The organism is Saccharopolyspora aridisoli (assembly GCF_004348445.1).
Lineage (GTDB): Bacteria > Actinomycetota > Actinomycetes > Mycobacteriales > Pseudonocardiaceae > Saccharopolyspora > Saccharopolyspora aridisoli.
Map to the genome: position 1 here is coordinate 1 of NZ_SMKV01000048.1, position 22,611 is coordinate 22,611.

Below are 22,611 nucleotides of genomic sequence, written 5' to 3' on the forward strand. Positions count from 1 at the left end.
TCGGTGGCGATGGCGGGGAGGGTCCGCCCGGTCCCATTCCGAACCCGGTAGCTAAGCTCCCCAGCGCTGATGGTACTGCACTCGCTAGGGTGTGGGAGAGTAAGACACCGCCGACACAATCCTCAAGAGCGGGGCTGGTTGATCCGAGCAGGATCAACCAGCCCCGCTCTTTCGCGTCCCCGCTCGACAAGGTCGTTCCGGTGCTCGAGACTTGGTCGCCGGAGTCCGGGCGGAAGGGGCGCGGGAGTGGAAGAGGAAGACCTCCGATCGTTGCTGGAGAAGCTGACGGTGGGGGAGAAGGCCCGGTTGCTGACCGGTGCCGACTTCTGGACGTTGCACCCGGTGCCGGAGATCGGTTTGCGCCGGCTGGTGCTTTCGGACGGCCCGAACGGGGTCCGCGGCACGACCTGGGACGAGCGCGACACCTCGTTGCTGCTCCCGGTCGCGTCGGGCCTGGCGGCGACCTGGGATCGGGCCGAGGCGCGGCGGGCCGGCGAGCTGTTCGGTGACGAGGCCGTCCGGCGCGGCGTGCACGTCGTGCTCGCACCCACGATCAACCTGCACCGCAGCCCGTTCGGCGGCAGGCACTTCGAGAACTTCTCCGAGGACCCGCTGCTGACCGGTGTGATGGGTGCGGAGATCGTCGCCGGCATCCAGTCGCGCGGTGTGGCGGCCACGCCCAAGCACTACGTGGGCAACGAGAGCGAGACGGAACGGCTCACCTACAACGCGGTGATCGACGAGTTGACGCTGCGGGACTGCTACCTGGCACCGTTCCGGCGCATCGTTGACGAGGCGCAGCCCTGGGCGATGATGGCCGCCTACAACTCGGTCAACGGCCACACGATGACCGAGCACTCCGCACTGGTCAACGACGTCCTCAAGGGCGAGTGGGGCTTCGACGGCGTGCTCGTCTCCGATTGGTTCGCCACCAGGTCCTGCGCCGGTGCGGCCAACGGTGGACTGGATCTGGCGATGCCGGGCCCGAAGAGCCCGTGGGCCGATGGCGCCCTGGCGAAGGCGGTCCAGGACGGTGAGGTCGACGAGTCGGTCCTGGACGACAAGGTGCTGCGATTGCTGCGCCTGGCGGACCGTGTCGGTGCCCTGGGCGATGACGAGGCCGAGCAGAAGACCGTGGAAGCCCCGCCGGAGCAGGCGCGCGCCTCGATCCGGGAGCTGACGGCCCGCGGGTTCGTGCTGCTGCGCAACGACAACTCGCTGCTCCCGCTGGACCAGCAGATCGCCAAGGTCGCGGTGATCGGCGAGAACGCCTCCTTCCCCGCGGTCCAGGGCGGGGGTTCGTCGCACGTCAGCCCGCCGCACGTGGTGACACCGCTGGACGGCATCCGCAAGGCCCTGCCGCACGCCGAGGTCCGCTACCAGCGCGGTGTGCGGCACCGGCGGCTGCTCGACCCGATCCCGCCCGAGCTGGTGCTCGACCCGGAGGGCGAGGGCAACGGTCTGCGCGTGGAGTACCTGGGGGACGAGGGCCAGGTGCTCGACACCGAGCTGCGCGGGACCGAGCGGCTGACGTGGCAGCTCGGCGCGATGCCGGAGGGCACCAGGAAGCTCCAGGTGAGCGGGAGGCTCACCGCCGAGGTCGGTGAGCACGTGTTCGGCGTGCACGGCACCGGGAAGTTCCGGGTCGAGGTCGCGGGTCGCGAGGTGCTCTCCGCCGACGTCAAGAGCAGCAGCGAGGTCGACGATCCGCTGGGCGACATGCTGGCGCCCCCGGAGCAGCGCTTCAACGTGGTGCTTGTCGACTCGGACCTGGACGAGGCGGGTCGCGTTCGCCTGGCGGTGGAGTTCACGCCGCTGGAGGTCGACGCGGACCTGATCTGCGTGGGCCTCGGCCACCGGCCGGAGCGTTGGGACGACGCGACCGAGCTGGAGGCCGCCTTGCGGGCGGCGCGGGACTGCGATGTCGCGGTGGTCGTGGTGGGCACCAACGACGAGGTCGAGACGGAGGGTCGGGACCGGAATTCGCTGGACCTGCCCGGCCAGCAGGACGAGCTGGTGGCGGAGGTGATCGCGGCCAACCCGAACACGGTCGTGGTGGTCAACGCGGGCGGTCCTGTGCTCATGCCGTGGGCGGCGGACTCGCCTGCGGTGCTGTGGACGTGGTTCGGCGGTCAGGAGTACGGCGACGCGTTGGCCGACGTTCTGCTAGGAGCGGCGGAGCCGGGCGGCAGACTGCCCACGACGTTGCCTGCCGCGCTCGCGGACGTGCCGGTGCCGCTGCCGGGCGTGCAGCCGGTCGACGGGGAGCTGAGCTACGAGGAGGGGCCGTTGATCGGCTACCGCGCCTACGCCGCTCGGGGTGTCACGCCGGGATTCAGCTTCGGGCACGGGCTGGGCTACACGACGTGGTCGTACGACGAGGCGACGCTCGAAGGCGACGCGGTCACGGTGAAGCTGCGCAACACCGGTGACCGCGCCGGCCGCGAGGTCGTGCAGGTCTACACCGCGGATCCGTTGCGGTTGGCCGGTTTCGCGGTGGCCACGGCAGAACCCGGGGCCGAGGTGGAGGTGACGGTGGAGGTCGAGCCGGGCGCTGAGGATGTGCGCGTGGGTCCGAGCTCCGGCGATCTCCGCCTCGACGCCGGGCGCTGACTCACTTCTTGGCGACGAACTTCTCCAGGTCGTCGAGCACCAGGTTGGCGGCGAGCGGGCCCAGGCCCAAGTACCAGGTGTCGTCGGGCACCTCGATGGCCTGGCCCGCGCGCACCGAGCCGAGGGTGGTCCACTGCACGGAGCCGGTCACCTGGTTCATCTGCTGGCGGGCGTTGTTGCCGTAGGCGGCGTAGAAGAGCATGTCGCCGTCCGCCTGGGAGATCTGCTCGCGGCTGAGCTTGGTGAAGGTCTTGTCGCCGAGCTGGTTGTCCGGGCGGTTGAAGTTCGCGTCGGCGAGGATCGTGCCGATGAACGATCCCTTGTTGTAGAGCCTGATGTCACCGGGGATGAACCGGAGCATGCTGACCTTGCGCCCGGCGGCCTGCTTCCCGATCTCGGCGGCGCGGGCCTGGTAGTCGGCGAGGATCCGGTCGGCATCCGCGCGCTTGCCGAGCGCTTCGGCGTCCAGGAGGAAGTTCTCCTTCCACGTCTTGCCCACGGTTTGGGCGAAGACGGTGGGGGCGATCTTGCTCAGGGCCTCGTAGTGCTCGTCGTCGCGGGTCTTGCTGGACAGGATCAGGTCCGGCTTGAGGGCGGCGATCTTCTCCAGGTTGGGGGAGCCGATGGTGCCGACGATCTCGGGGTTGCCCGCCTTCTGCGCCAGGTACGGCTGGAGCTGGGTGTTGGCGTCGGGCAGCACGGTAGCGACCGGTTTCACGCCGAGAGCCAGCACGGAGTCCAGCTCGCCGGTGTCGAGCACGACCACGCGCTGCGGTGTTCCGGGGATGGTGGTCTGGCCCTTGGCGTGCTGGACGACGCGGCTCTGGGCGGGCGCGGGCTGCTCGGGCGCGGGAGTGCCGCAACCGGCGATGCCCAGGGCGAACGCGGCGGAAATCGCCGCGAAGAGTCTGCGATGGCGCAGCATTGAGGCACCCAATCTGTCGGGATCGTGCAAAAGTTTGGGTAGCCTAACCTGCCTGCGTGGGGGTGACCAGAGCTGCGGCTTGTAATACTGATCATTAGCAGGGGGAACTGTCAGCGGCGGCTTACCAGGAACTCCTAGAGCATCACCAGGAACATGTGGGCCATCGCAGCCGAGAGTGCCAGCTCGACCAGGGAACGCAGTCGCGGCGGTGGAGCGCGCACCAGGTCGGTGGCGGCGAACCCCGCGGCCAGCGCGCAGTAGGCGATCAGCGACCAGGCCAGCAGCGGGAACGCGAATCCCGGGGCCTGCGCCGCGATCGCGACGGACGAGTGGTGGTGTCCTGCCGTGACCAGTGGAGCTCCGGCGACCGCGGACTGCTGCCCGGCGAACATGTAGACCATCGCCAGCGCTCCGATCGCGTGGTGCAGGTGCGAGCCGGTGCGCAGCAGCGCCGCCCGAAACCCCAACCAGCAGGCGAGAGCGAGGAAGGGCACGGCGAGCAGCGGTGACGGTGCCAGGTGCATCGCGACCATGCCCAGACCCATCATCAGCTGGGCGATGTCGACGTGGCAGGGGCGTTCTTGCTTGCGGTGGCCGATTCCGAGTCGCGCCAGCGCGGTCGCCGTCGCCGCGATGACCGTGCCGGTCATGACCTGCTCGAGCATGACCCTCCACCGTCGCCGGAGCCGCGTGCGCGATCGATTGTTGGTGCCTCGGGACGTCCGCAGGTACCGCCTTGCGGGCGGACTTCGGCGAACCGCGGTGACCGGGCGTGGTCGAGTCTCCAGTGGACGGTCATGATGCCGTGCGGTGGACGAAGTTCTCCAAGGAGACCGACACCTCGTGGCGGGTTCCGCTGTGCCGGGTGCAGTAGACCGTGGGGTACCAACCGGTCTCCTGCCACGCGGCCGGGAGTTCGTAGTCGTAGCACCCGTCCTCGACGGCTCCGGTGCGCAGCCCGTCGAGCCATTCCGAGGTGATCATCGGTTCGAAGTAGGTGACCTCGCGGTTCCAGACACCGTAGATCCAGGTGTGCCGGAACGGCAGGCCGTTGAACTCCGGTGCGGTGCGATCGATCAGGTGGTTGCCCATCGCGGGCTCGATCGCGTCGGCGTCGGTGAAAACAGCTGGTACGTAGCGGGAATCCGGCAGCCGCTTGCCCAACTCGTAGTCGTCGCAGTGCACCGGCTGGGGGCACGGGCCGGTGCGGATCGCCAGCCGCTCGGCGTTGTCGTTGAGGTAGAAGTGGACGTCGTGGTGCGGCTCGTCGTAGACCCCGAGCGGAAAGTGGCCGTGCGGGTTCCAGTTGTTGAGGACGTAGGTGAACGGAAAATCGGGCTGCTGCCGTGCGCGTTCACCTAGTTCGAGCTTCTGCCCGTAGCCGCCCGAGCACTCGTGGGCCGGATCGGTGCTGGCGTCGCCGTTCTCGTCGAAGCACAGCGTCCCGTCCGTCGGCGGGTCGTGCGGCAACCCGCTGAAGCTCGCGTCCGACATCCGCACGCCGATGGACACCGGGCGCGAGTCGAGGAACTGGGTGTAGGCGGTGATCCGGCCGTCGCCGAGCGGTGCGGACTCGCCGTACTCGGCGCAGGGGCCGCGGTAGGACGGCGTCTCGGCGACCAGCCGGTCGACGGCCGCACCGGGCAGCAGCAGCGACTGCCCACGCGCGCTCACCACGCAGACCCATTCGAGCTCGTCGGTCGCTGCGGCGTGCGTCGTGGCGACGCTGCTGGCGGCGAGGAGGAGCGCTCCTGATGCGGATGCCATCGCGAGCCGAACCTTCATGATTCTCCCGAGGTGGTCCTGGTGGACCACGCCAGAGTCCCGCCGGCTGCTGTCCCGCTGCTTTCACGTGCTGGAGAGGGTCCGGTCTCGCGGAAAGAAGAAGACCCGCCGATGGGGCGGGTCTTCTATCGCTGTGCGCCAACAGGGACTCGAACCCCGAACCCGCTGATTAAGAGTCAGCTGCTCTGCCAGTTGAGCTATTGGCGCTGGCCCCGGGTCTCCCCGGCAACGCGAAAAAGATTAGCACTCGCTCGGAACGGCCCGTGCAGCAGGTCCGACCGTGTTCGGGGCCATGTCCGCCGGGAGCGGTATCGAGAAATGAAAAAGACCCGCCATGAGGCGGGCCTTTCTTCTGCTGTGCGCCAACAGGGACTCGAACCCCGAACCCGCTGATTAAGAGTCAGCTGCTCTGCCAGTTGAGCTATTGGCGCTAGCGCGTCTCCCGGGGTTTCCGTTCGGTCTCCCTGGCGACGTCGAAAACATTAGCACGGGCCGTGCGTGCCCTCGGCAGGGGGTCTCCTCGTCGGTCGAGGGCAACCCCGCTACCCGTCCGCACGTCCACCGGATGCGCGCGGAGTGTGGCCGGAGCACAGGGAATATGACACTGAGTGCAGACCCGGTCGCTGCATGCACGGTCGGGTGATTACGGCACACTAGTGGTCAGGCGCAGGTGTGGTTTGTGGTTTGTAACGGGACGGATAGTTGCCAATGAGGAAAAGGCGTAACCCGGTAGGGGTTCTCTCGCGGGTTGGGCGGCTGACGACCGTGTCGGTCGTCGGGCTGGTGGGTTTGCTGGTCGCCGGGTGCAGCGGCGGCGCGGGAGTGGAGGCCGCGCAGGACCAGGGGTCGCCGGCTCCGGTGGTGCGGTTCGCGCAGCCTAACGGGGCCAAGGACGTGTCGCCGGCGGCTCCGGTGACCGCGAAGGTCAGCGGCGGCCGGATCGTGAACGCGACGCTGACCAACTCCGACGGCAAGCAGGTGCCGGGACAGGTGTCTGCGGACGGCGCGAGCTGGTCCTCGGCGGAGAAGACCGGTTACGGCAAGACCTACACGCTGGCGGTGACGGCTCAGGGTGAGGCCGGCCCGGCCATCACGCAGCAGTCGACCTTCACCACGATCGACCCGAAGTCGCAGACCTACGTGTCGATGATCCCGCTGGACGGCGAGACCGTCGGGGTCGGCCAGCCGCTGGTGTTCCGCTTCAGCAGCAACGCGCCCGCTCCGGACAAGCGGAAGGCGGAGGAGGCGATCAAGATCGCCACCGAGCCGGCGGTCGAGGGCGCCTTCTACTGGTTCAACAGCCGCGAGGTGCACTGGCGGCCCAAGGATTACTGGCAGCCGGGCACCAAGATCTCGATCGCGGTGGACGCATACGGTCGCGAGTTCGGGCCGGGTCTGTGGGGCGAGGAGGACCGCAAGGCCACCATCACCATCGGCGACCGCGTGGTGCTCAAGGCCGACGGTGCGTCGCACCAGATGAGCGTGGAGAAGAACGGCCAGGTCATCCGGACGATGCCGGTGTCGCTGGGCAAGCCGGAGTTTCCCTCGAACAACGGCGTGCACGTGGTCACCGAGCACCACCGCAAGAAGATGATGGACTCGACGACCTACGGGCTGCCGCTGGAGGCCGGTGGCTACCAGACGGAGGTCGAGTGGGCGGTCCGCATCTCCAACGGCGGTGAGTTCCTGCACGCGGCTCCGTGGTCGGTGGGCGACCAGGGGCACCGCAACGTCAGCCATGGCTGCATCAACATGAACAACGCCAACGCCGAGTGGGTCTTCAACCTGCTCAAGAAGGGCGACGTGGTCGAGATCACCAACTCGGGCGGCCCGAACCTCCGCTCCTGGGACGGGTTCGGAGACTGGCAGGTCCCCTGGAACGAGTGGCAGAAGGGCAACAAGTAGCCCTCGGGAGCGAAGCGACCGCGTGGGACGCACGACGCGGTCGCTTCCTCCTCTCCCGTCAAAGCCGCATCGGGGTCACAGCAAGCAGTTCGGCTGGAATCCTGGGTCGGCGGGCCCTTCCCGGTCGAGGGTGTGGAGCACCCACTGCACCACCACCGGATCGTTGGGGCTCTGGTCGTGCTCCACGAGGTCGTTCGGGCACGCGTCCTGCACGGTGATGTTGGTCAGGTCGTTGGCGGGGCCGTCGTGGAGGAAGGCGTTGGTGTACGGGGTGACCACCTGGTCGTAGCGGGTGGTGATGACCGTGTAGTCGGGGCCGTCCGGGGTGTCGTCGCCGGCGTTGAGGTCGGCGAGGAACGGCGATCCCTGCATCTGCTGGGCGCACGCCTCGCAGGCGACGCCTGCGGGGCCCGCCAGCGGAGTGGTGGTGCCGTAGTTCGACGGGACGATCCCGATCAGCTCGCCGGTCTTGGCGGCGCCGCCGAGGGACTTCAAGTACGAGCGGGGCATCATGCCGCCCTGGCTGTGCCCGACGAGGTCGACCTGGTTCGCACCGGTGGCCGCGAGGACCTGGTCGACGAAGGACGCCAGTTCTTGCGCGGAGTTCTCGACGCGGCCCGTGGCGTTGTTGCCGTAGTCCAGCGCGAACACGCAGTAGCCCGCCTGCTTGATCTGCGGGGACAGCAGCGACCAGTTCTTGGCCATGTTCTCGAAGGTGCCGTGCACGAGCACGACCGGCCGCGGGTGCTCGGCGCTGGGCTCGCAGCTCCAGTCGTTGGCCCCGGGCGGCGAGACGCCCACCGGGGCGGCCTGCGCGGTGCCGGATCCGAGCAGTGCAGTAGCGATCGCCAGTGCGAGCAGTGCTGGCAGCCCTCGGTGTCGCATGCGGTCGTTCCTTCCAGTGGCCGGGAATGCTCCAAAACGCCGCTGGACGCAGGTCCGAACGGGTTGCCGTGCAGTGGTTCTTAACCCGAGGCGCCACCGGTGTCAAGCGGGTGTTGACGATCTGACCTGGTCGGATGTCGGGGTCGCGGGCTTCCTCGATCGCCGACTGGAGGGGCTGCGCGAAGCTGCTCCCACTCCGCGCTCCCGAAATCGGGCACCGAGCGAGAAAACTCCGGCCGACTGCCCGTTCGGCAGTCGGCCGGAGTTCTGACCTGCATCTTCATCTAGGGTGAGTGACGGGATTCGAACCCGCGACTCCTGGGACCACCACATAGATCGACCGCGTCTGACCTCCGACGGTCGACGTATCGTCGCAGGTCATCGACCACCCGGTGTCCGCGTATGGCCGTACCTGACCGACTTCCGGCGAACCTGGGAGTCGGTCCCGGCTCCCAGGTTCGCTCCCAGCGTTCGCCGCTCCACCCTCCGCGGCTGTCAGCCCCGGAGGTCGGGGTCTCCGGGCTCGTTCATCGGCCGTCCTCATCTGCACCGGATGCGTGTGCCGGTTCGATGTTGACTGCCCCGAGGGCGTCGCGAACTGCGGCACTGTCGTCGTCGCTGACCTGACGCCTGGCGGTGGCGTAGGACAAGCGGGCGGCGTTGGCGAGGGCTTGCCAGCTGTAGCCGGGCTGGGTTGTGCCGGCCGTAGGCGAGTAGTTCGCGGATGAGCCGCTCGGCCTGCTCGCGTTGGTCGGCCGCCGTGCTCAGTGCCAGCAGCAGCGCGTCCTCGTCGGTGGCGTCCACCAGCACCTGCGAGGTCTCGGCGTAGTCCTCGCGGTTCTCCTGCGCCTGGGTAACGGCGTCGTCGTAGAACTCGTCGGGCGTGACTTCGCCTTGGCGCGGGTGAGGGTGTGCTCCAGAACAGCTATCCAGGAGCGTGGGGAGCAGGGCCGGTTCCGACGGCTCCCCCACGGGGAGTATGGCTGTTGGTGCTGGTTGGACCTGCACTACACGGCTGCGGTCCTTCTCCCGGACTACGGGTACAGCTTTTCGCCCTTGGCCAGCATCGCTACGTATTTTTCTATCCGGCGCGCCCGGGTCTCGGGCTTCTTGGCGTCTTGGACCCGGTACAGGATCGCGTAGCGGTTCTGCCGGTCCAGTGTCTCGAAGAACTCCGCCGCGGCCGGGTCGGCGGTCAGGGCCGCCGCGAGGTCGTCCGGCACCGTGGCGGTCTTCGCGCCGTCGTAGGCCGCCTTCCAGCGGCCGTCCGCCTTGGCGCGGTCGACCTCGGCCTGCCCCGGGGGCTGCATCCGGCCCTGTTCGATCAGGGCGGCCACCTTGTCCCGATTGACCTTGGACCACTTGCTGCGCGGCTTGCGCGGGGTGAACCGCTGGAGCCACCACTGGTCGTCGAACTTGGCCTTCTGGCCGTCGATCCAGCCGTAGCAGAGTGCCACGTCGAGCGCCTGGGTGTAGTCCAGCGCGACGATTCCGGGGCCCTTCTTGCGAAGCTTGAGCCAGATGCCGGACGAGACGGCGTGGTTCTCGCCGAGCCATGCCTGGAATGCCTCGGCGGACTCGAATGCGACGATCTCCAAGTCCTGAGTCACCCCAGCAGCGAACCACACCCGGAGCCTGGATAGCCAGGGAGAACCTGCGCACCCTCCTCGCCCTGGCCCGCACCGGAGCCGACGCCACCAAGTTGGCAACGCCCGCTGGGAGTTCCTCACCTGGTGCCCGACATCCCTGAAGTCCGCCAAATCGCCACCACCGTCACCGCTGGTGGCCAGAGGTTGCATCGTTCATCCACACCGTGATTTCTCCCCTGGACGCGACCAGCTGTCGTAGCCTGCGGCCATGACACGCTCGTCGCCTTCCCGCCTACGTCGGTTTTCCAAGCTCGCCATCGCGTTGGTCGTGTTCGGATTAGTCGTCGCCGGAGCTTCGGGTGGTTTCGAAGACGACAGGGGGAAGGAGGTGGCATTCGGAGAAACCGCAACACTCGATGGTGGCTACGAGATTACGATGGCGGCCCCGCATTCGGCCCCCGACGTACCCGGCATCGAATCCGGCCCCAAGACCGGCGTCCCGGTTGTGCCCGGATGCACATGGGCGGCGGAGATCACCATCACCAACGCCACGGATCGACCTATGCCCGTATCCGAACTGGAGATCCGATTCGCCAGTCGCGGTGACCAACCCTCCGAACCGTTCGGGCCTGAATACGATCGTTGGCGCAGTATGGTCATCGCTCCCGGCGAGTCCTTCCGCGACCAGGTGAAATTTGTCGGCAACCGGAGCGGCGAGCCCATGGATGCCAGCATCGGAGTAGCCGCCGAGTCGCACGAGCTCTACGCCTCGTGGGATTCGGGGCGAGAACCCGAGCCGTGGTACGAGCTGTGACTCACGCACCCACAGCCTGCAAACCATCTTCGTACGTTTGTGACCTTGCTTCCTCAAGGACGGTTCGCTCTGAACCATCGAACACTCGTCAGTTGACAAGTGGATTGAGCGCCCGCCGGCCATAGCCGATGGCCTCGTCGAGGTTGCCCTCCCTGGCCGCCACGACTCCGAGCGTGACCTGCGCTTCCGCGATCCGCATCGGCCACCGCTCGTGGTTCTGGAAATCGGTGCTAGCTCGGATCACTTCCTCGGACAGCTCACGGGCCAGGCGGTTCTCCCCGACCTGGCGGTAGCAGTCCATTGCGTAGAAGTCGTACTTCGACGGGTCGACCATGAAATGGTTCTCGACGTTGTCGGGGTACGGCATGCCGTCGAGGAGAACGCGGCCGTGCTCGAGGGTTTTCAGCATCTCGTCGTTGCGCCCCATGCGCGCAAGCGCCTTGGCCTTCTGGGCGACAAGCTGGCGACACGCTGTGGCTGCCCGCCGCGGCCTCGCCGCCATCCGCCGCTGCGATTGCGCCCCGGTAGTCGCCGGAGGTAGAGCGAACCAAGCGCGCATCTCATGCGCCCAACCCAAGATTCCTGAGCTTCCAACCTCTCGGCCCAAGCTCAGCGCGGACCGGCGCGTCGCCTCTGCCGCCTGGCGCTGACCGAGGTCGTATTCGAGGCAGCCAACCAGCAGCGCGAGCCAGCCGGCTGTGGAACCGGGGCAGCCGTTCACGCTGCCAGTCGGCCGGGGACGCCCCCGGTTGGTCAGCGTCGACGATGGCCGCGGTCGATGCGTGTCGTGTCAGAAGACGCAGCTGCTCCGGCTCGACGGCACGCTGATCTCGTATGACGGCCTTGACGGTGGCCAATGCGACGGCACCGGGGTTCGACCCGAGACGATGTGCCGGTGACGTCCTGGGCTCCGCTCGTCGCGGGGCTCACACCGCACGGGCTCCGACACGGGCACCAGCCGATGATGGACAACGCAGGTGTGCACTACGTCCTGCAGTCCGAGTGCATGGGCCACTAGGTTCCCGGCATGCGCGGAACCTACGCCCACCCGACACCCGAGATGCGAGCCGAGCTCATGGCCGCCTTGCCGCGGCTTTGGGAGGAGTCGCTGGGAGCCCGCGCGAAGCTGTCGCCGCGCTCGCCGGTTCCGCTGCTCGACGAACTGCTGATGCCCTACCGGGCACCGTGATGGCGGACTTCCGCCCCCATTTCGCCCCCAAAATCGGACATCGCAAGGTCAAAACACTCCGGCCGACTGCCCGTTCAGCAGTCGGCCGGAGTTCTGACCTGCATCTTCATCTAGGGTGAGTGACGGGATTCGAACCCGCGACTCCTGGGACCACAACCCAGTGCTCTACCGACTGAGCTACACCCACCTCGGCCGCTCGGACCGGCCCTGCCGGGCCTCGTCCGGAGCAACGGAAACCATCCTAGCGTGTGCCCACCACGGGATCTCCACCGCCTCCGGTTTTCGCGTCCGAGCAGCTCAGCGGGGCCTCAGGACTGCTCGCGGGCTCGAGTGGTCCCGCTGACCCCTCCGGGGTCGCTGAGCAGTTCGGCGGCGATGGCTTGGGCCTGCTCGCTGCTCGGACCGGGGTGTGGGACGAACGCGGTGCGCCGGTAGTACGCGAGCTCGCGGATGGATTCGCGGATGTCGGCCAGCGCGCGGTGGGCGAGGCCCTTCTCCGGCTGCGCGTAGTAGATGCGCGGGTACCAGCGCCGGCAGAGCTCCTTGATGGAGGAGACGTCGACCATCCGGTAGTGCAGGTGCGCGTCGAGCTGTGGCATGTCGCGCGCGATGAACCCGCGGTCGGTGGCGATGGAGTTGCCCGCCAGCGGCGCGGACCGCACGTCGGGCACGTGCTGCCGGATGTATTCCAGGACCTGCTGCTCTGCTTCGGCGAGGGTCACCTGGGATGCGCGGACCTCCTCGGTGAGCCCCGAGCGGTCGTGCATGTCGCGCACGACCTCGGGCATGCCCGCGAGGGCGTCGTCGTCGGCGTGGATGACGATGTCCACGCCTTCGCCGAGGATGTTGAGGTCCGCGTCCGTGACCAGGGCGGCGATCTCGATCAACGCGTCCTTGCCGAGCTCAAGCCCGGTCATTTCGCAGTCGATCCACACTAGACGGTCATTCACTCGACGCAGCCTAACTCCCGCGACCGGTTGATCGCGGAAGAGTGTCGGGATCGCAAGCTTCGGGGGCTACCCGTCGAGGTGCGTCCGGAGTTCGCGGGGGACGACCTTGCCGGTGGCGTTGCGCGGGAGCTCGTCGAGGAAGATCACGTCGCGGGGGACGGCGAACTTCGACACCCGGCTGCGGACGTGGTCGCGCACCTGGTCGGCGTCCATCGAGCCCTTCTCGCGCGGGACGACGAACGCGGCCAGGCGCTGGCCGAAGTCGGCGTCGTCGACCCCGATGACGGCGGCTTCGGAGACCTCGGCGATTCCGGCGATGGCGTCCTCGGCTTCCTTGGGGTAGATGTTCTCGCCGCCGGAGATGATCATGTCGTCCTCGCGGCCGCAGATGAACAGCCGCCCGGAGCGGTCGAACCGGCCCAGGTCACCGGTGGACATGAGCCCTTCGTGCCGTTCGCGGCTGTTGCCGTTGGTGTAGCCGTCGAACAGCATGTCGTTGCCGGCGAAGATGCGGCCCGTCTCGCCGCGTCGGACGGGTTCGCCGCTGTCGTCGAGGACGCGCACGGTGGTGCCGCGCGGCGGCCGCCCGGCCGAGGACGGTGCGGCGCGCAGGTCGGCGGGGGTGGCGATGCTCACCCAGGAGACCTCGGTGGAGCCGTAGAGGTTGTAGAGGACCGGGCCGAAGGCGCGCTGGAACGTGGTGGCCAGGTCACCGGGCAGCGCGGAGCCGCTGGCGGCGACGATGCGCAGCGACGAGGTGTCGAAGCGCTCACGCTCCTCGGCGGGCAGGTCGAGCATCCGCTGGAGCATGACCGGGACGCCGAACACGCTGCCGACGCGGTGCCGCTGGATGGTGCGCAGCGCGTCGATCGCGTCGAACTTGCGGCGCAGCACCAGGGTGGCGCCGAGGACGGCGGAGAGCTGGAACCCGGCGACCCCCCAGGTGTGGAACAGGGGAGCGCTGAGCAGCACGCGTTCGCCCGCTCGCAGCGGGATGCGGGAGAACACCGCGCCTGCCGGGTTCAGGCTCGGCGGGTCGGGGCGTCGCGCGCCCTTCGGCGTGCCGGTGGTGCCGGAGGTGAGCACGATCAGCCGCGAGTGCCGGTTGGGTCGGGGCACCTGCTTGCCGGTGCCGGTGGCGATGAGGTGGTCGAGGGTGTTGTGCTCCGTGGGGCCGTCGGCCCAGCCGAGGACGACGTCGAGGTCGCCCGGCAGGTCCTGCAGGTGCCCGGCGAACTCCTCGTCGAGGACGAGCACGCTGACGTCCTGCTCGGCGAGCACGTCGGCGAGCTGCCGGGTGCTGAGCCCGACGTTGAGCAGCACCACGTCGACGCCGAGCTTGGCCGCGGCGACGATGACCTCGACGGGTCCGTGGTGGTTGCGGGTGAGCACGCCGATGCGGGTCTTGCGGGGCACTCGGTCGCGCAGCGCAGCGGCCAGGCGCGTGGTGCGGGTGGCGAGTTCGGCGTAGCTGAGCGCGCCGCGCTCGTCGATCACGGCGGGGCGATCGGGGTGGCGGGCGGCGCCGACGGCGAATCCGAGCGGCAGGGTGATGCCCCACCGGCGGTAGGCGAGCGCGATGCGCACCAGCTTGTCCGGCCTCATGGGCCGGATGACGCCTTGTCGGACCAGCACGAACAAGGTGTGCAGTGCCGGTGCGGCGTGGTTGGTGAAAAAACTGGGCAGTCGCCGCAAAACGCTCACTCGGTCACCCCTCGTCCGTGGAACCTACTCGGGAGTAGATTGTGCCGTGAGTAATCCTCCCGGCCAAGTCCTCCGTGTCGAGTATCCCGGTTCCGGCGATCGAGAGAGGGCGGAGCGGCCCCCTCCAGGAGCGCCTGACGGCCCACCGCCAGGCGCTCCTAGTCGACGCCGGCGGCGCTGACCACCGCCTCGCGCAGGGCTGCGCGCAGGCGACCGACCTCCAGCGGTGAGAGCACCGCCGTCTCCCCGGACGGCGCGACGATGGCGACCCGGCCGTGGTTGACGAACACCGACATGTCTCGTCGCCGTCCGGCGACGTCGCGACAACTGACGTGCCACTCCTGGTTGGGGCCCACAGTCCCAGCCTCCCTGTGCCGATCCGCTCGGTGCGGTGGAGCCGCGCAGCGCGCGCTCCTGGTGGGGGACGCGCGTTTCCGAGGGGCGTGACGGTACTCGGCCGGAACAACGGGAACGTGTGCGCGATCACGGCCGGGTTCGCGGGCCCGAACGCAACTCAGGGGCGATCCCCACAACCGGGAATCGCCCCTGAGCGAACGCTGTTAGCCGACGACACTCGTCCGGGTCAAGAAACCGTCAGACCGGACGTACCTTCAGCCCGGCGGGCTCGGCGGAGAGCACGACCGCGCCCTCGAAGTCGGCGATCGGGAGCTCGTCGCGCACCAGGCGGTGCGGTGCCTCGGACGCCTCGATCCGGATCTTGCCGGTGTTGATCGACTGCTCGTCCAGCTCCTGGCCGCCGAACTGCACGCTGAGCTGGTCGCCGGTAACGGTGGCGGTCACCCAGCCGCCGTCGACGATCTGCTCGGTGTCGTCGAAGGAGACGGTCAGCCGGCCCTCGGCCGGCTTGTCGCCGCGCACCGCTACGTGCGAGAGCGCGACGTCGCGCTTGCCGGACTCCTCACCGGCCAGGGCGATGACATCCCGGGTGACCTCGTCACCTGGCTCGGTGCCGGGCTTGGGCGTCAGCACCGGGGCGCGCAGCTGCGCGGCGAGCCGGTAGGGCTGCCACGAACCGGCGCCGATCAGGTTGACCACCGCGCTGACCGCCACGTCGGCCAGCAACCGATCACTGCCCGGGGCGGGCGTGACCTCGATCGCGGGCACGTCGCGCCGGGTCAGCAGATCTCGCAGTGCCTTGGCGCGCTGACGGCTGTTGCGGTCAAAGCCGCGGGTGATCGCCACCGTCCCCGATCCGGCGGCCGCGACGGCGGCCTCGGTCAGGTCCGCTAGCGGCGCCCAGATCTGCGCCGGGTCCTCTTCAGGACGCTGCCGGCGTGAGCGGGCGAAGCCTGGGGCATCGGTCGTGGTTTCCATCGCCCTCCACTTTAGTCCGCTTCGAGAGATGACCTTGCCTTCCGGTGGTGGCTTTCACGGTGTGAAATCGATCGCGGTCGCACTGCTCCATCGGGGTGGCTTTTCCCTCTGGTGGGCTCATCCGCTGCGGCATTCGTCGCACTCGCGGCACCGGGGGTCGCGATCTCCGATCTCCGCCCGCCGGGGCCAGCGCGCGGGCCCGCCCGCTGGCGTCTGGTGCGCTGGCCGGCCTCCGACGGGAGCGGGGGCGCTGGCTGGGCAGCCGCTGGCCGAGCTGCGTCCCGCGGAGGCCGACGGGCACCCCGGTCCGGATGTTCGTGCTGGCCACGCGCACGTTGTGGCACCAGGTGCGACTGCGCGACGTGCTCCACCTCGGCCAGGTGATCGGGTCGGTCGAGTGAACCGCGCGAGCCGGAGGCTTGTGCTGGGTTGTTAGGTTGGTGCCAGTGACGCGGGGTGCCCTGCCAGGGCTGAGAACAGACCCGTCGAACCTGACCTAGCTCGTACTAGCGGAGGGACGTCATGGCTCCGAATGTGCTGACCATCGCCGGGACCGACCCCAGCGGTGGCGCCGGTATCCAGGCTGATCTCAAGGCGTTCTCGGCCAACGGCGCCTACGGCATGTCGGTGATCACCGCGCTGGTTGCGCAGACCACCACCGGGGTGAGCCGGGTGCAGGAGGTCCCGCCGGACTTCATCACCGACCAGCTGGTGACGTTGCTCGACGACGTCCGGGTGGACGCGGTCAAGATCGGCATGCTCGCCAACGCCGAGGTCATCCGCGCGGTCACCGCCGTGCTGGAACGCTGCTCGCCTCCGTTCGTGGTGCTCGACCCGGTCATGGTCGCCAAGAGCGGCGACCGGCTGCTAGCGCCTGAAGCCGTCGGTGCGCTGCGCGACGAGCTGCTGCCGGTGGTGGACTTGATCACGCCGAACCTGCCGGAGGCGGCTGACCTGCTCGGCGAGGCCGAGATCGGCGATCCTGACGAGATGCTGGCGCAGGCCGAGCGGCTGGCTGCGCTGGGCGCCAAGCAGGTGCTGCTCAAGGGCGGGCACCTCAGCGGGGAGTCGAGCGTCGACCTGCTCTACGGCGACGGCTCGGCGGAGTTCCTCAGCAGCGAGCGGGTGGCCACCACCAACGATCACGGCACCGGGTGCACGCTCTCGGCGGCGATCGCGGCGCTGCGCCCGCAGCGCGCGGACTGGCCGGAGGCCGTCCGCGAGGCCAAGCAGTACCTCACCGAGGCCCTGCGCGCCTCGGAGCGCCTCGACGTCGGCCGCGGCCACGGCCCGGTTCACCACTTCCACCACTGGTGGTGAGCGGCCGAAGGCAGTTCTCCTCGAACTGTCCGGGCAGGACGAACGTCGATCGTGGGCGGTCGGGCCAGAAAACTGCCGGCCGCTTCGCACCCGAAACCGACTTCTGCGAGGAGCTCTCATGAGCACGTTGCCCGCTCCGCCTGCCGGAGGGTTCTGCGCCCAGGCGTGGGAGCGCACTGCCGGATTGCAGCAGGCGATCGTGGACCACCCGTTCAACAAGGCGCTGGCGGACGGCAGCCTGGAACGGGAGGTCTTCGCCTTCTACATCGTGCAGGACGCGCGCTACCTGGTCGGCTTCGCGCAGGCGCTGTCGGCCGCGGCGACCAGGGCCGATGACGCGGCCGACGCGGCGTTCCTCGCCGGGGCCGCGCAGGGCGCGCTGGTGGAGGAGCGGCGGCTGCACGCCGGGTACGTCGCCGAGTTCGGCCTGACCGACGAGGAGATCTCCGGTGTGGACACCTCGCCTTCGTGCCTGGCCTACACGTCCTACCTGCGCTCCTGCGCGCTGACCGAGTCGTACCCGGTGCTGCTGGCAGCGATCCTGCCGTGCTTCTGGGTGTACCAGTACGTCGGCAGCAAGATCCTCGACGCCACCGGCGACATCGAGGGCCACCCCTACAAGGCGTGGATCACCACCTACGCCGACGACGAGTTCGCCGAAGCCGTGCTGGCCGCCCGGGAGCTCGTCGACAAGGTCGCGGCGCGCTCGGACGACGCGACGCGCGAGCAGATGTTCGCCGCGTTCACCCGGGCGACCGAGTACGAGTGGGTGTTCTGGAACGGCGCGTGGACCAAGGAGACCTGGCCCACTGCGAAATTCCTCGGGTGACAAGTTCCGCGTCTCGTGAACACCGGTGAGGGCCCGCCGAAGCGGCGGGCCCTCATCCGTTTCGCGTTGAGCCTCAGCGCGATCCAGGATGTGATGCGCGACACAATCTCGCGGTGTTAACGAAGTGGCTCGCACAGCGACATGCTGGGCGAGCCCCCTGCCCTAGCAGGGCGTTGTGAGTGGCGGAATCTTCCGCAGGTGTGGATGGAGTTCTGGGGCAAATGTCTTCACTTCTGATCGTCTTCCTCGGCATGTCGGTCCCGATCCTGGCCGCCGCGCCGTTCTACATCGCTGACCGTCGCGAGGGCGGTCGCGAGGCCCCCGAGTCCGCGCAGCTGCTTCCCGGCATCGAGGCACCCCGGATCTGGCCGCAGTCCGCGGTCGAGCCGCAGGTCCCGGAGCGCGAGATCCCCGAGTCGCGCACCCCGGAGGAGACCAACGCGCTCGGCGACACCGTGCGCATCGAGCAGGACCGGGTGCCTCAGCCGTAGATCGACTTGGCCAGCGCCGCCTTGCGCTGCTGCATCTCGCGCAGCGCAGCGGAGCTGAAGCCGCCGGCGCTCGGGCTCGACGGAATCCGCAGGCCCTCGCTCAGCTCCCAGCCGGAACCGCGGTCGATCAACGACCGGTGCTTGTTGGTGTAGTAACCCGAGTTGATCGACACCGCGACCCCGCTCGCGCCCGCGGCGGCGGCCAGCAGGTGCAGGTGGAACCGCGTCGACAGCCACCGCTGCCCTGGTCTGGCGGGCAGGCCGTCGCGCATGATCTCGTCGAACGCGTGGAAGCGGGCCCCCGGCAGGTCGTGCTCGACCAGCGAGAACACCTCCCGGTCGGCGCGCGGGATGCCCTCCACGAAGGCGACCTGCTCCGGCTTGACCCGCCACTCGCGCAGCGTGTCCAGCAGGAATCCGGCCAGCGCGGGCACCGACTCGTCCAGCAGGTCCGACTGCATGCACACCACGACGTCGCGGACGTCGTCGTCGCCGGTGCGGAAGAGCCCGGGTTCGACGCCGAAGAACATGTCGTCACCGGTGACCGACGGCTCGACCAGCATCGCCTCCGACGGCTCGTCACGGACGTCGACGACCTCGAACTGCTCGGCGAGGCTGCGCAGCAGCGGCTCGGCGCCCTCGGCCATCGGCGACAGGCCCTGCCCGGTCATCACCGCCCGGCCGCCGGAGCGGTGCGCGGCGGCTGCGGTGGCCGCGAGCAGGCCGATGTGCCGCGGCCAGATGCCGTTGATGAAGCCGCCGCCGACCACGTGGAACAGGTCCATCTGGGCGGCGAGCTCGATGCCGGAGACCCAGCGCGGCGCCAGCCCGGGGTTGTGGATCGCGTGCTGCACGAAGGCGGCGACCGACCACGGTTCGTCGTCGGGCGCGTCCCAGCACAACCGCCAGAAGGTGTCGGTGAACTTGACGTTCGGGTGCAGGTCGGAGAGCAGCACGGAACTGGGCCCGGGGTTGGGGGAGTCCAGCCAGACCTCGCTGTGGGGAGCCACCTTCGCCAGGTGCTTGAGCCAGGCCGCGGCGATCAGCTCGTCGCCGTAGTTGGGGTGGCCCGTCGTGGCGACGAGGTAGATCCTGGGCGGGTTCTTCACCTGCGAGACTCCAGCCGTAGGTTGCTAGGTTCGCCTTCGAACCTAGCAACCGGCGAAATGCCCGTACCAATGTCGCACCGCACGGGCCGGATGGCCGGAATCAGCCGGCGTTGTCGAGCTCCGCGCGGATGCGCTCAAGGCGCCGCTGGGAGCGGTTGAACCTGGCCCGGTAGCGGGCGTCGAAGATGTCGGTCGGCAGCTCCGGCATCTCCATCAATTCCGGTTCGCGAGGCTTCGGTGCGGTCGCCTCGACCGCCACCGGCTGCGTGGCCTCGCCGTCACCTCCGCGGTCGGTCTTCTCGCCCGAGCCGCTCGCCTCCGGGGTGGTGGCGGAGTGCTCCACGGCCGAAGCCGCCCCCAGCGCGTGCTCGCCGTGCGGAGCGGCCTGCTGCGATTCGGCCGCCTTGCGGTGTGCGCGGTGGAGCAGCGGCCAGAACACCAGGGTGGCCACCGCGAGACCGCACACGAACATCAGCACCAGTACTTCCACAGCGGCCTCCCTGATCAGTTCTGCCGCGCAGTGGGAGCCGTCGACGCTCCGTTGTTGTGCTGCGGCTCGATGGGGATCGTGTACGTTTGCACGTCGTCGCGCTGCTCGGGCAGCGTGACCTGCTGCAACCGGTGCTCGACCGGCTCGACCGGCTCTCCCGGCTCGACCGGCTCCGGCGTCGCGGCGATGTCTATCCTGACGCGCATGGTCTCGGTCGAGTCGTCGAGCACCTGCTTGGCGTTGTCCATCGCCGCGAGCATCGAGTTCCGGAGCTCTTCCAGCCGCAGCCGCTCGACGCGGATCTCCTCCAGCGCCTCCAGCCGCATCTGCTCCGACTCGGCGTCCCACTGGCCGCACTGCCTGCGGGTCTCGGCGATCATCGCATCGGATTCCTCCTGCGCGTCGGCGATGACCCGCTTGTACTCGTTGCGGATCTCCTGGCGCAGCCGGTACTCGCGGCTGCGCAGCTCGCTGATCTTCTGCTCGTGCTCGCGCTGCAGCTTCGCGCGCCGGGACTCGACGTCGTTGACGAGTTCGGTGCACTCAGCGCGGAGTTCGTCGGCAGCGCGCTCGGCTTCGCTGATCAGCGCCCTGGCCTCGGTCTCCGCGGTGCCGCGGATGATCTCGGCCTGCCGCTTGGACTGATCGCGCAGGGTCTGCACCTCGTCCTCGGCGATCGCGAGCATGTTCTGCACCCGCTGGGAAGCGGCGGGCAGGCCCGTGTCCGAGGACTCGATGCTCTTGAGCCGCTGTTCGGCTCGGTCCAGGCTGCTGCGGGTGTCGTCGCAGAGCGTCCGCAGGTCGTTGTTCAGCCGGACCGCTTCGTTGCGGTCGATGGTGACCATGCGCAGCTGATCTTCCAGGAGCTCGATGTGCTCGACGACCTGGTGGCGGCTGAAACCTCGGACTTGGATGTCGAAACCCGGCCGGAGCGGCACGACTGCATCGGCGTCATCCATGGGTGGTCTCCTCTCCGGACGGTGGGCCCATTCGATGAATCGGAGAGTAGGGCGGATGTTCAGGCAACGCCCAGCGAGACACAACGATCGTCACCGGATCAGGTGTTGATCAATCGTGTGGTCTTGCTGCCGCGTCGGAGGATGCTGGCACGCATTTGTCCACTGTGCACGTTGTGGGAGGACGCCGATTCGTCCGGTCGGCCCGATCGGTCCCGATCTCCGGGTGATGGCATGTACCCCGAAAAAGTGATTAGGTTAGGCTCCACTTACAGAAGTCTTGGGAGGGAGCGCGGCGTGTCTCACGGAGCCGACCTGGTCGGGCGACAGCACCAACGGGCGTCGGTGCTGTTGCGGCGTTGGCTGGCCGAGACCCACACGCCGGTCGCCGAAGGTCCGCTCCGGCTGACCATCGCGTCCTTGTCGCTGCACGTCGACGTCGTCCACGACTCGCCGACCGGCGCGCACGGTTTTGGCTCGATCAGCGTGCTGGACGAGGCCGGTCGGATCTTGGTCGCGGCGGACCCGGCGCTGCTGGCCGCCGCCTGCTCGGCCGACGCGCGGGCGCGCTCCCGGGCGGACGCGCCGATCAACGCGCCGGAGTCGGGGACGCTGGTCGACTGGCTGCTGGACGCGCTGCCGCGTCGCGAAGTCGATCCGCTGCCGCTGCCCGACGACCTGCTCACAGTCGGCCGCTCGCTGTCCAACGCCGCCGAGGCGCAGCGCTGGCTGACCGGGCACATCGAGGAACGGCTGCTGCCAGGGGTGCTCGCTCACGACGGCCGGGGCCGCGCGGAGCTGACCGCGCGCCTGCTCAGCCGGGGCGTGCTGGTGGTCGTCGGCCTGCTGGGCCGCCGCGGTGTGGTGCACGAGGAGTACTTGCTCGCCGAGCTGGCCAAGCGGCTCGGTGCGATCGCCGAGCAGCACCCGCAGAGCGCGGACCTGATCGAGCACTGGCTGACCAGCCCGACCCTGACCAATCTCGCCGCGCTCAACGGCTCGCAGCTGCGCTACCGGGGCGAAACCGGTGCCGTGCGGGTCCGGCCGGTGGCCTTCGAGTTCCGCAACCCGCTGCGCCTGGAGCCGCCGGCGGCGGTGCCCGGGGTGCCGCTGCCCGAGCTCGGCGACGGCTGGAGCCTGCGGCCGGTGGCGATCACCGGCGAGAACGGCGGCCCGGACGTCGAGCTGGTGCACCGCTGGATGAACCGCGAGCACGTCGCGGCCCACTGGAACCAGGACTGGCCGCTCAGGCAGTGGCGCGACGAGATCGCGACGCAGCTCGCGGGGGAGCGCTCGGTGCCGTGCATCGTCGCGCGCGACGGCCGTGACATCGGTTACCTGGAGCTCTACCGCGTGCAGCGGGACAAGCTGGCCCGCTGCTACTCGCACGCGCCGCACGACATGGGCGCGCACATCGCCATCGGCGAGCCGGACGCGATCGGTGAGGGCGTGGGTTCCGCCCTGCTGGAGGCCGTCGCGCGAGGGCTGCTGGCGGCGGACCCGGCGTGCCGCAGCGTCGTCGCCGAGCCGAATGTCCACAATGGAGCTTCGGTGGGCGCCTTCGGCAAGGCGGGCTTCGCCCAGGTGGCCGAGGTCGGTTTGCCGAACAAGAATTCCGCCTTGATGGTGTTCCGACGCCCAGGTGAGTAGTCCCACGTCAGGCGGCCTGGCGTGCGGCTGTACTCCCGGTCGGATCTGAACTAAGGTTAGCCTTACTTTCAT

22 protein-coding genes, 3 tRNA genes, 1 rRNA gene and 1 riboswitch are annotated in these 22,611 nt (G+C 69.0%); of the genes, 10 read left to right on the plus strand and 16 right to left on the minus strand.

Features of this window, described 5'->3' with window-relative positions:
* Positions 1–116: ribosomal RNA gene (rrf, locus tag E1161_RS24650) — 5S ribosomal RNA — on the plus strand.
* A 130-nt stretch (positions 117–246) separates the two neighbouring features.
* Positions 247–2,613 (plus strand): glycoside hydrolase family 3 protein, encoded by a 2,367-nt coding sequence (locus tag E1161_RS24655; protein WP_132627123.1) that lies wholly within the window; start codon positions 247–249, stop codon positions 2,611–2,613.
* Between the two features lies 1 nt (position 2,614).
* Here the strand turns inward: E1161_RS24655 and E1161_RS24660 are convergent, their stop codons facing one another.
* The 5 genes from E1161_RS24660 to E1161_RS24680 form a co-directional block, all read right to left on the minus strand.
* Entirely contained in the window at positions 2,615–3,538 is a 924-nt protein-coding gene (locus tag E1161_RS24660; protein ID WP_132627124.1) for an ABC transporter substrate-binding protein, read from the minus strand.
* A 134-nt stretch (positions 3,539–3,672) separates the two neighbouring features.
* Positions 3,673–4,203: a DUF5134 domain-containing protein gene (locus tag E1161_RS24665; RefSeq protein WP_132627125.1), complete on the minus strand. Its 531-nt coding sequence runs from the start codon at positions 4,201–4,203 to the stop codon at positions 3,673–3,675.
* Between the two features lie 130 nt (positions 4,204–4,333).
* Positions 4,334–5,305 carry a hypothetical protein gene (locus E1161_RS24670; protein ID WP_132627126.1) on the minus strand — a complete coding sequence of 324 codons (972 nt, stop codon included), beginning with the start codon at positions 5,303–5,305 and terminating at the stop codon, positions 4,334–4,336.
* A 152-nt stretch (positions 5,306–5,457) separates the two neighbouring features.
* A tRNA-Lys gene (locus E1161_RS24675) sits at positions 5,458–5,530 on the minus strand.
* Between the two features lie 151 nt (positions 5,531–5,681).
* Positions 5,682–5,754 (minus strand) — tRNA-Lys (locus tag E1161_RS24680).
* A 334-nt stretch (positions 5,755–6,088) separates the two neighbouring features.
* Here E1161_RS24680 and E1161_RS24685 point away from each other — a divergent pair.
* The gene (locus E1161_RS24685) at positions 6,089–7,228 is read left to right on the plus strand and encodes a L,D-transpeptidase (RefSeq protein WP_235875283.1); all 1,140 of its coding nucleotides are present in this window, start codon (positions 6,089–6,091) and stop codon (positions 7,226–7,228) included.
* 75 nt (positions 7,229–7,303) lie between these two features.
* Here the strand turns inward: E1161_RS24685 and E1161_RS24690 are convergent, their stop codons facing one another.
* Complete coding sequence (locus tag E1161_RS24690) at positions 7,304–8,113, minus strand: esterase/lipase family protein (protein WP_132627128.1); 810 nt, start codon at positions 8,111–8,113, stop codon at positions 7,304–7,306.
* A 1,034-nt stretch (positions 8,114–9,147) separates the two neighbouring features.
* Complete coding sequence (locus E1161_RS24695) at positions 9,148–9,711, minus strand: YdeI/OmpD-associated family protein (RefSeq protein WP_235875284.1); 564 nt, start codon at positions 9,709–9,711, stop codon at positions 9,148–9,150.
* A gap of 259 nt (positions 9,712–9,970) precedes the next feature.
* Here E1161_RS24695 and E1161_RS24700 point away from each other — a divergent pair, with 259 nt between their 5' ends.
* On the plus strand, positions 9,971–10,516 hold the full coding sequence (locus E1161_RS24700) for a hypothetical protein (RefSeq protein WP_132627130.1): 546 nt from the start codon (positions 9,971–9,973) through the stop codon (positions 10,514–10,516).
* Between the two features lie 88 nt (positions 10,517–10,604).
* Here the strand turns inward: E1161_RS24700 and E1161_RS24705 are convergent, their stop codons facing one another.
* Entirely contained in the window at positions 10,605–11,237 is a 633-nt protein-coding gene (locus E1161_RS24705; RefSeq protein ID WP_132627131.1) for a tetratricopeptide repeat protein, read from the minus strand.
* Between the two features lie 174 nt (positions 11,238–11,411).
* On the opposite strand from E1161_RS24705, the gene E1161_RS28445 reads away from it, so the two are divergent.
* Positions 11,412–11,534: a hypothetical protein gene (locus E1161_RS28445; protein WP_268951422.1), complete on the plus strand. Its 123-nt coding sequence runs from the start codon at positions 11,412–11,414 to the stop codon at positions 11,532–11,534.
* 9 nt (positions 11,535–11,543) lie between these two features.
* Positions 11,544–11,705 carry a hypothetical protein gene (locus E1161_RS27385; RefSeq protein WP_165939928.1) on the plus strand — a complete coding sequence of 54 codons (162 nt, stop codon included), beginning with the start codon at positions 11,544–11,546 and terminating at the stop codon, positions 11,703–11,705.
* Between the two features lie 114 nt (positions 11,706–11,819).
* Here E1161_RS27385 and E1161_RS24710 read toward each other — a convergent pair.
* The 5 genes from E1161_RS24710 to E1161_RS24730 form a co-directional block, all read right to left on the minus strand.
* Positions 11,820–11,892 (minus strand) — tRNA-His (locus E1161_RS24710).
* A 121-nt stretch (positions 11,893–12,013) separates the two neighbouring features.
* Positions 12,014–12,655, minus strand: coding sequence for an oligoribonuclease (orn, locus tag E1161_RS24715; protein ID WP_132627132.1), 642 nt, complete (start codon positions 12,653–12,655; stop codon positions 12,014–12,016).
* A gap of 66 nt (positions 12,656–12,721) precedes the next feature.
* Positions 12,722–14,359, minus strand: a complete 1,638-nt coding sequence (locus tag E1161_RS24720) for an AMP-binding protein (protein ID WP_328591311.1) — start codon at positions 14,357–14,359, stop codon at positions 12,722–12,724.
* Positions 14,360–14,517: 158 nt separating this feature from the next.
* A complete protein-coding gene (locus E1161_RS24725) occupies positions 14,518–14,715 on the minus strand; it encodes a hypothetical protein (protein WP_132627133.1) in 198 nt (65 codons plus the stop codon).
* A 238-nt stretch (positions 14,716–14,953) separates the two neighbouring features.
* Entirely contained in the window at positions 14,954–15,694 is a 741-nt protein-coding gene (locus tag E1161_RS24730; RefSeq protein WP_132627134.1) for a hypothetical protein, read from the minus strand.
* Between the two features lie 442 nt (positions 15,695–16,136).
* Positions 16,137–16,229, plus strand: a riboswitch (TPP riboswitch).
* Here E1161_RS24730 and thiD point away from each other — a divergent pair.
* The 3 genes from thiD (at position 16,217) to E1161_RS24745 (ending at position 18,334) form a co-directional block, all read left to right on the plus strand.
* The gene (gene thiD / locus E1161_RS24735) at positions 16,217–17,014 is read left to right on the plus strand and encodes a bifunctional hydroxymethylpyrimidine kinase/phosphomethylpyrimidine kinase (protein WP_132627135.1); all 798 of its coding nucleotides are present in this window, start codon (positions 16,217–16,219) and stop codon (positions 17,012–17,014) included. Its footprint overlaps the riboswitch before it by 13 nt.
* 118 nt (positions 17,015–17,132) lie before the next feature.
* Positions 17,133–17,843 (plus strand): thiaminase II, encoded by a 711-nt coding sequence (gene tenA, locus E1161_RS24740; protein WP_132627136.1) that lies wholly within the window; start codon positions 17,133–17,135, stop codon positions 17,841–17,843.
* Positions 17,844–18,064: 221 nt separating this feature from the next.
* Positions 18,065–18,334, plus strand: coding sequence for a hypothetical protein (locus E1161_RS24745; RefSeq protein WP_132627137.1), 270 nt, complete (start codon positions 18,065–18,067; stop codon positions 18,332–18,334).
* Here E1161_RS24745 and E1161_RS24750 read toward each other — a convergent pair.
* The 3 genes from E1161_RS24750 to E1161_RS24760 form a co-directional block, all read right to left on the minus strand.
* Positions 18,325–19,443 (minus strand): polysaccharide pyruvyl transferase family protein, encoded by a 1,119-nt coding sequence (locus E1161_RS24750; RefSeq protein ID WP_132627138.1) that lies wholly within the window; start codon positions 19,441–19,443, stop codon positions 18,325–18,327. The genes E1161_RS24745 and E1161_RS24750 overlap by 10 nt on opposite strands.
* Positions 19,444–19,543: 100 nt before the next feature.
* Positions 19,544–19,933, minus strand: coding sequence for a hypothetical protein (locus E1161_RS24755; RefSeq protein WP_132627139.1), 390 nt, complete (start codon positions 19,931–19,933; stop codon positions 19,544–19,546).
* Positions 19,934–19,947: 14 nt separating this feature from the next.
* Positions 19,948–20,892 carry a hypothetical protein gene (locus E1161_RS24760; protein WP_132627140.1) on the minus strand — a complete coding sequence of 315 codons (945 nt, stop codon included), beginning with the start codon at positions 20,890–20,892 and terminating at the stop codon, positions 19,948–19,950.
* A gap of 294 nt (positions 20,893–21,186) precedes the next feature.
* On the opposite strand from E1161_RS24760, the gene E1161_RS24765 reads away from it, so the two are divergent.
* Complete coding sequence (locus tag E1161_RS24765; RefSeq protein WP_235875285.1) at positions 21,187–22,539, plus strand: GNAT family N-acetyltransferase; 1,353 nt, start codon at positions 21,187–21,189, stop codon at positions 22,537–22,539.
* Positions 22,540–22,611 lie beyond the last annotated feature (72 nt).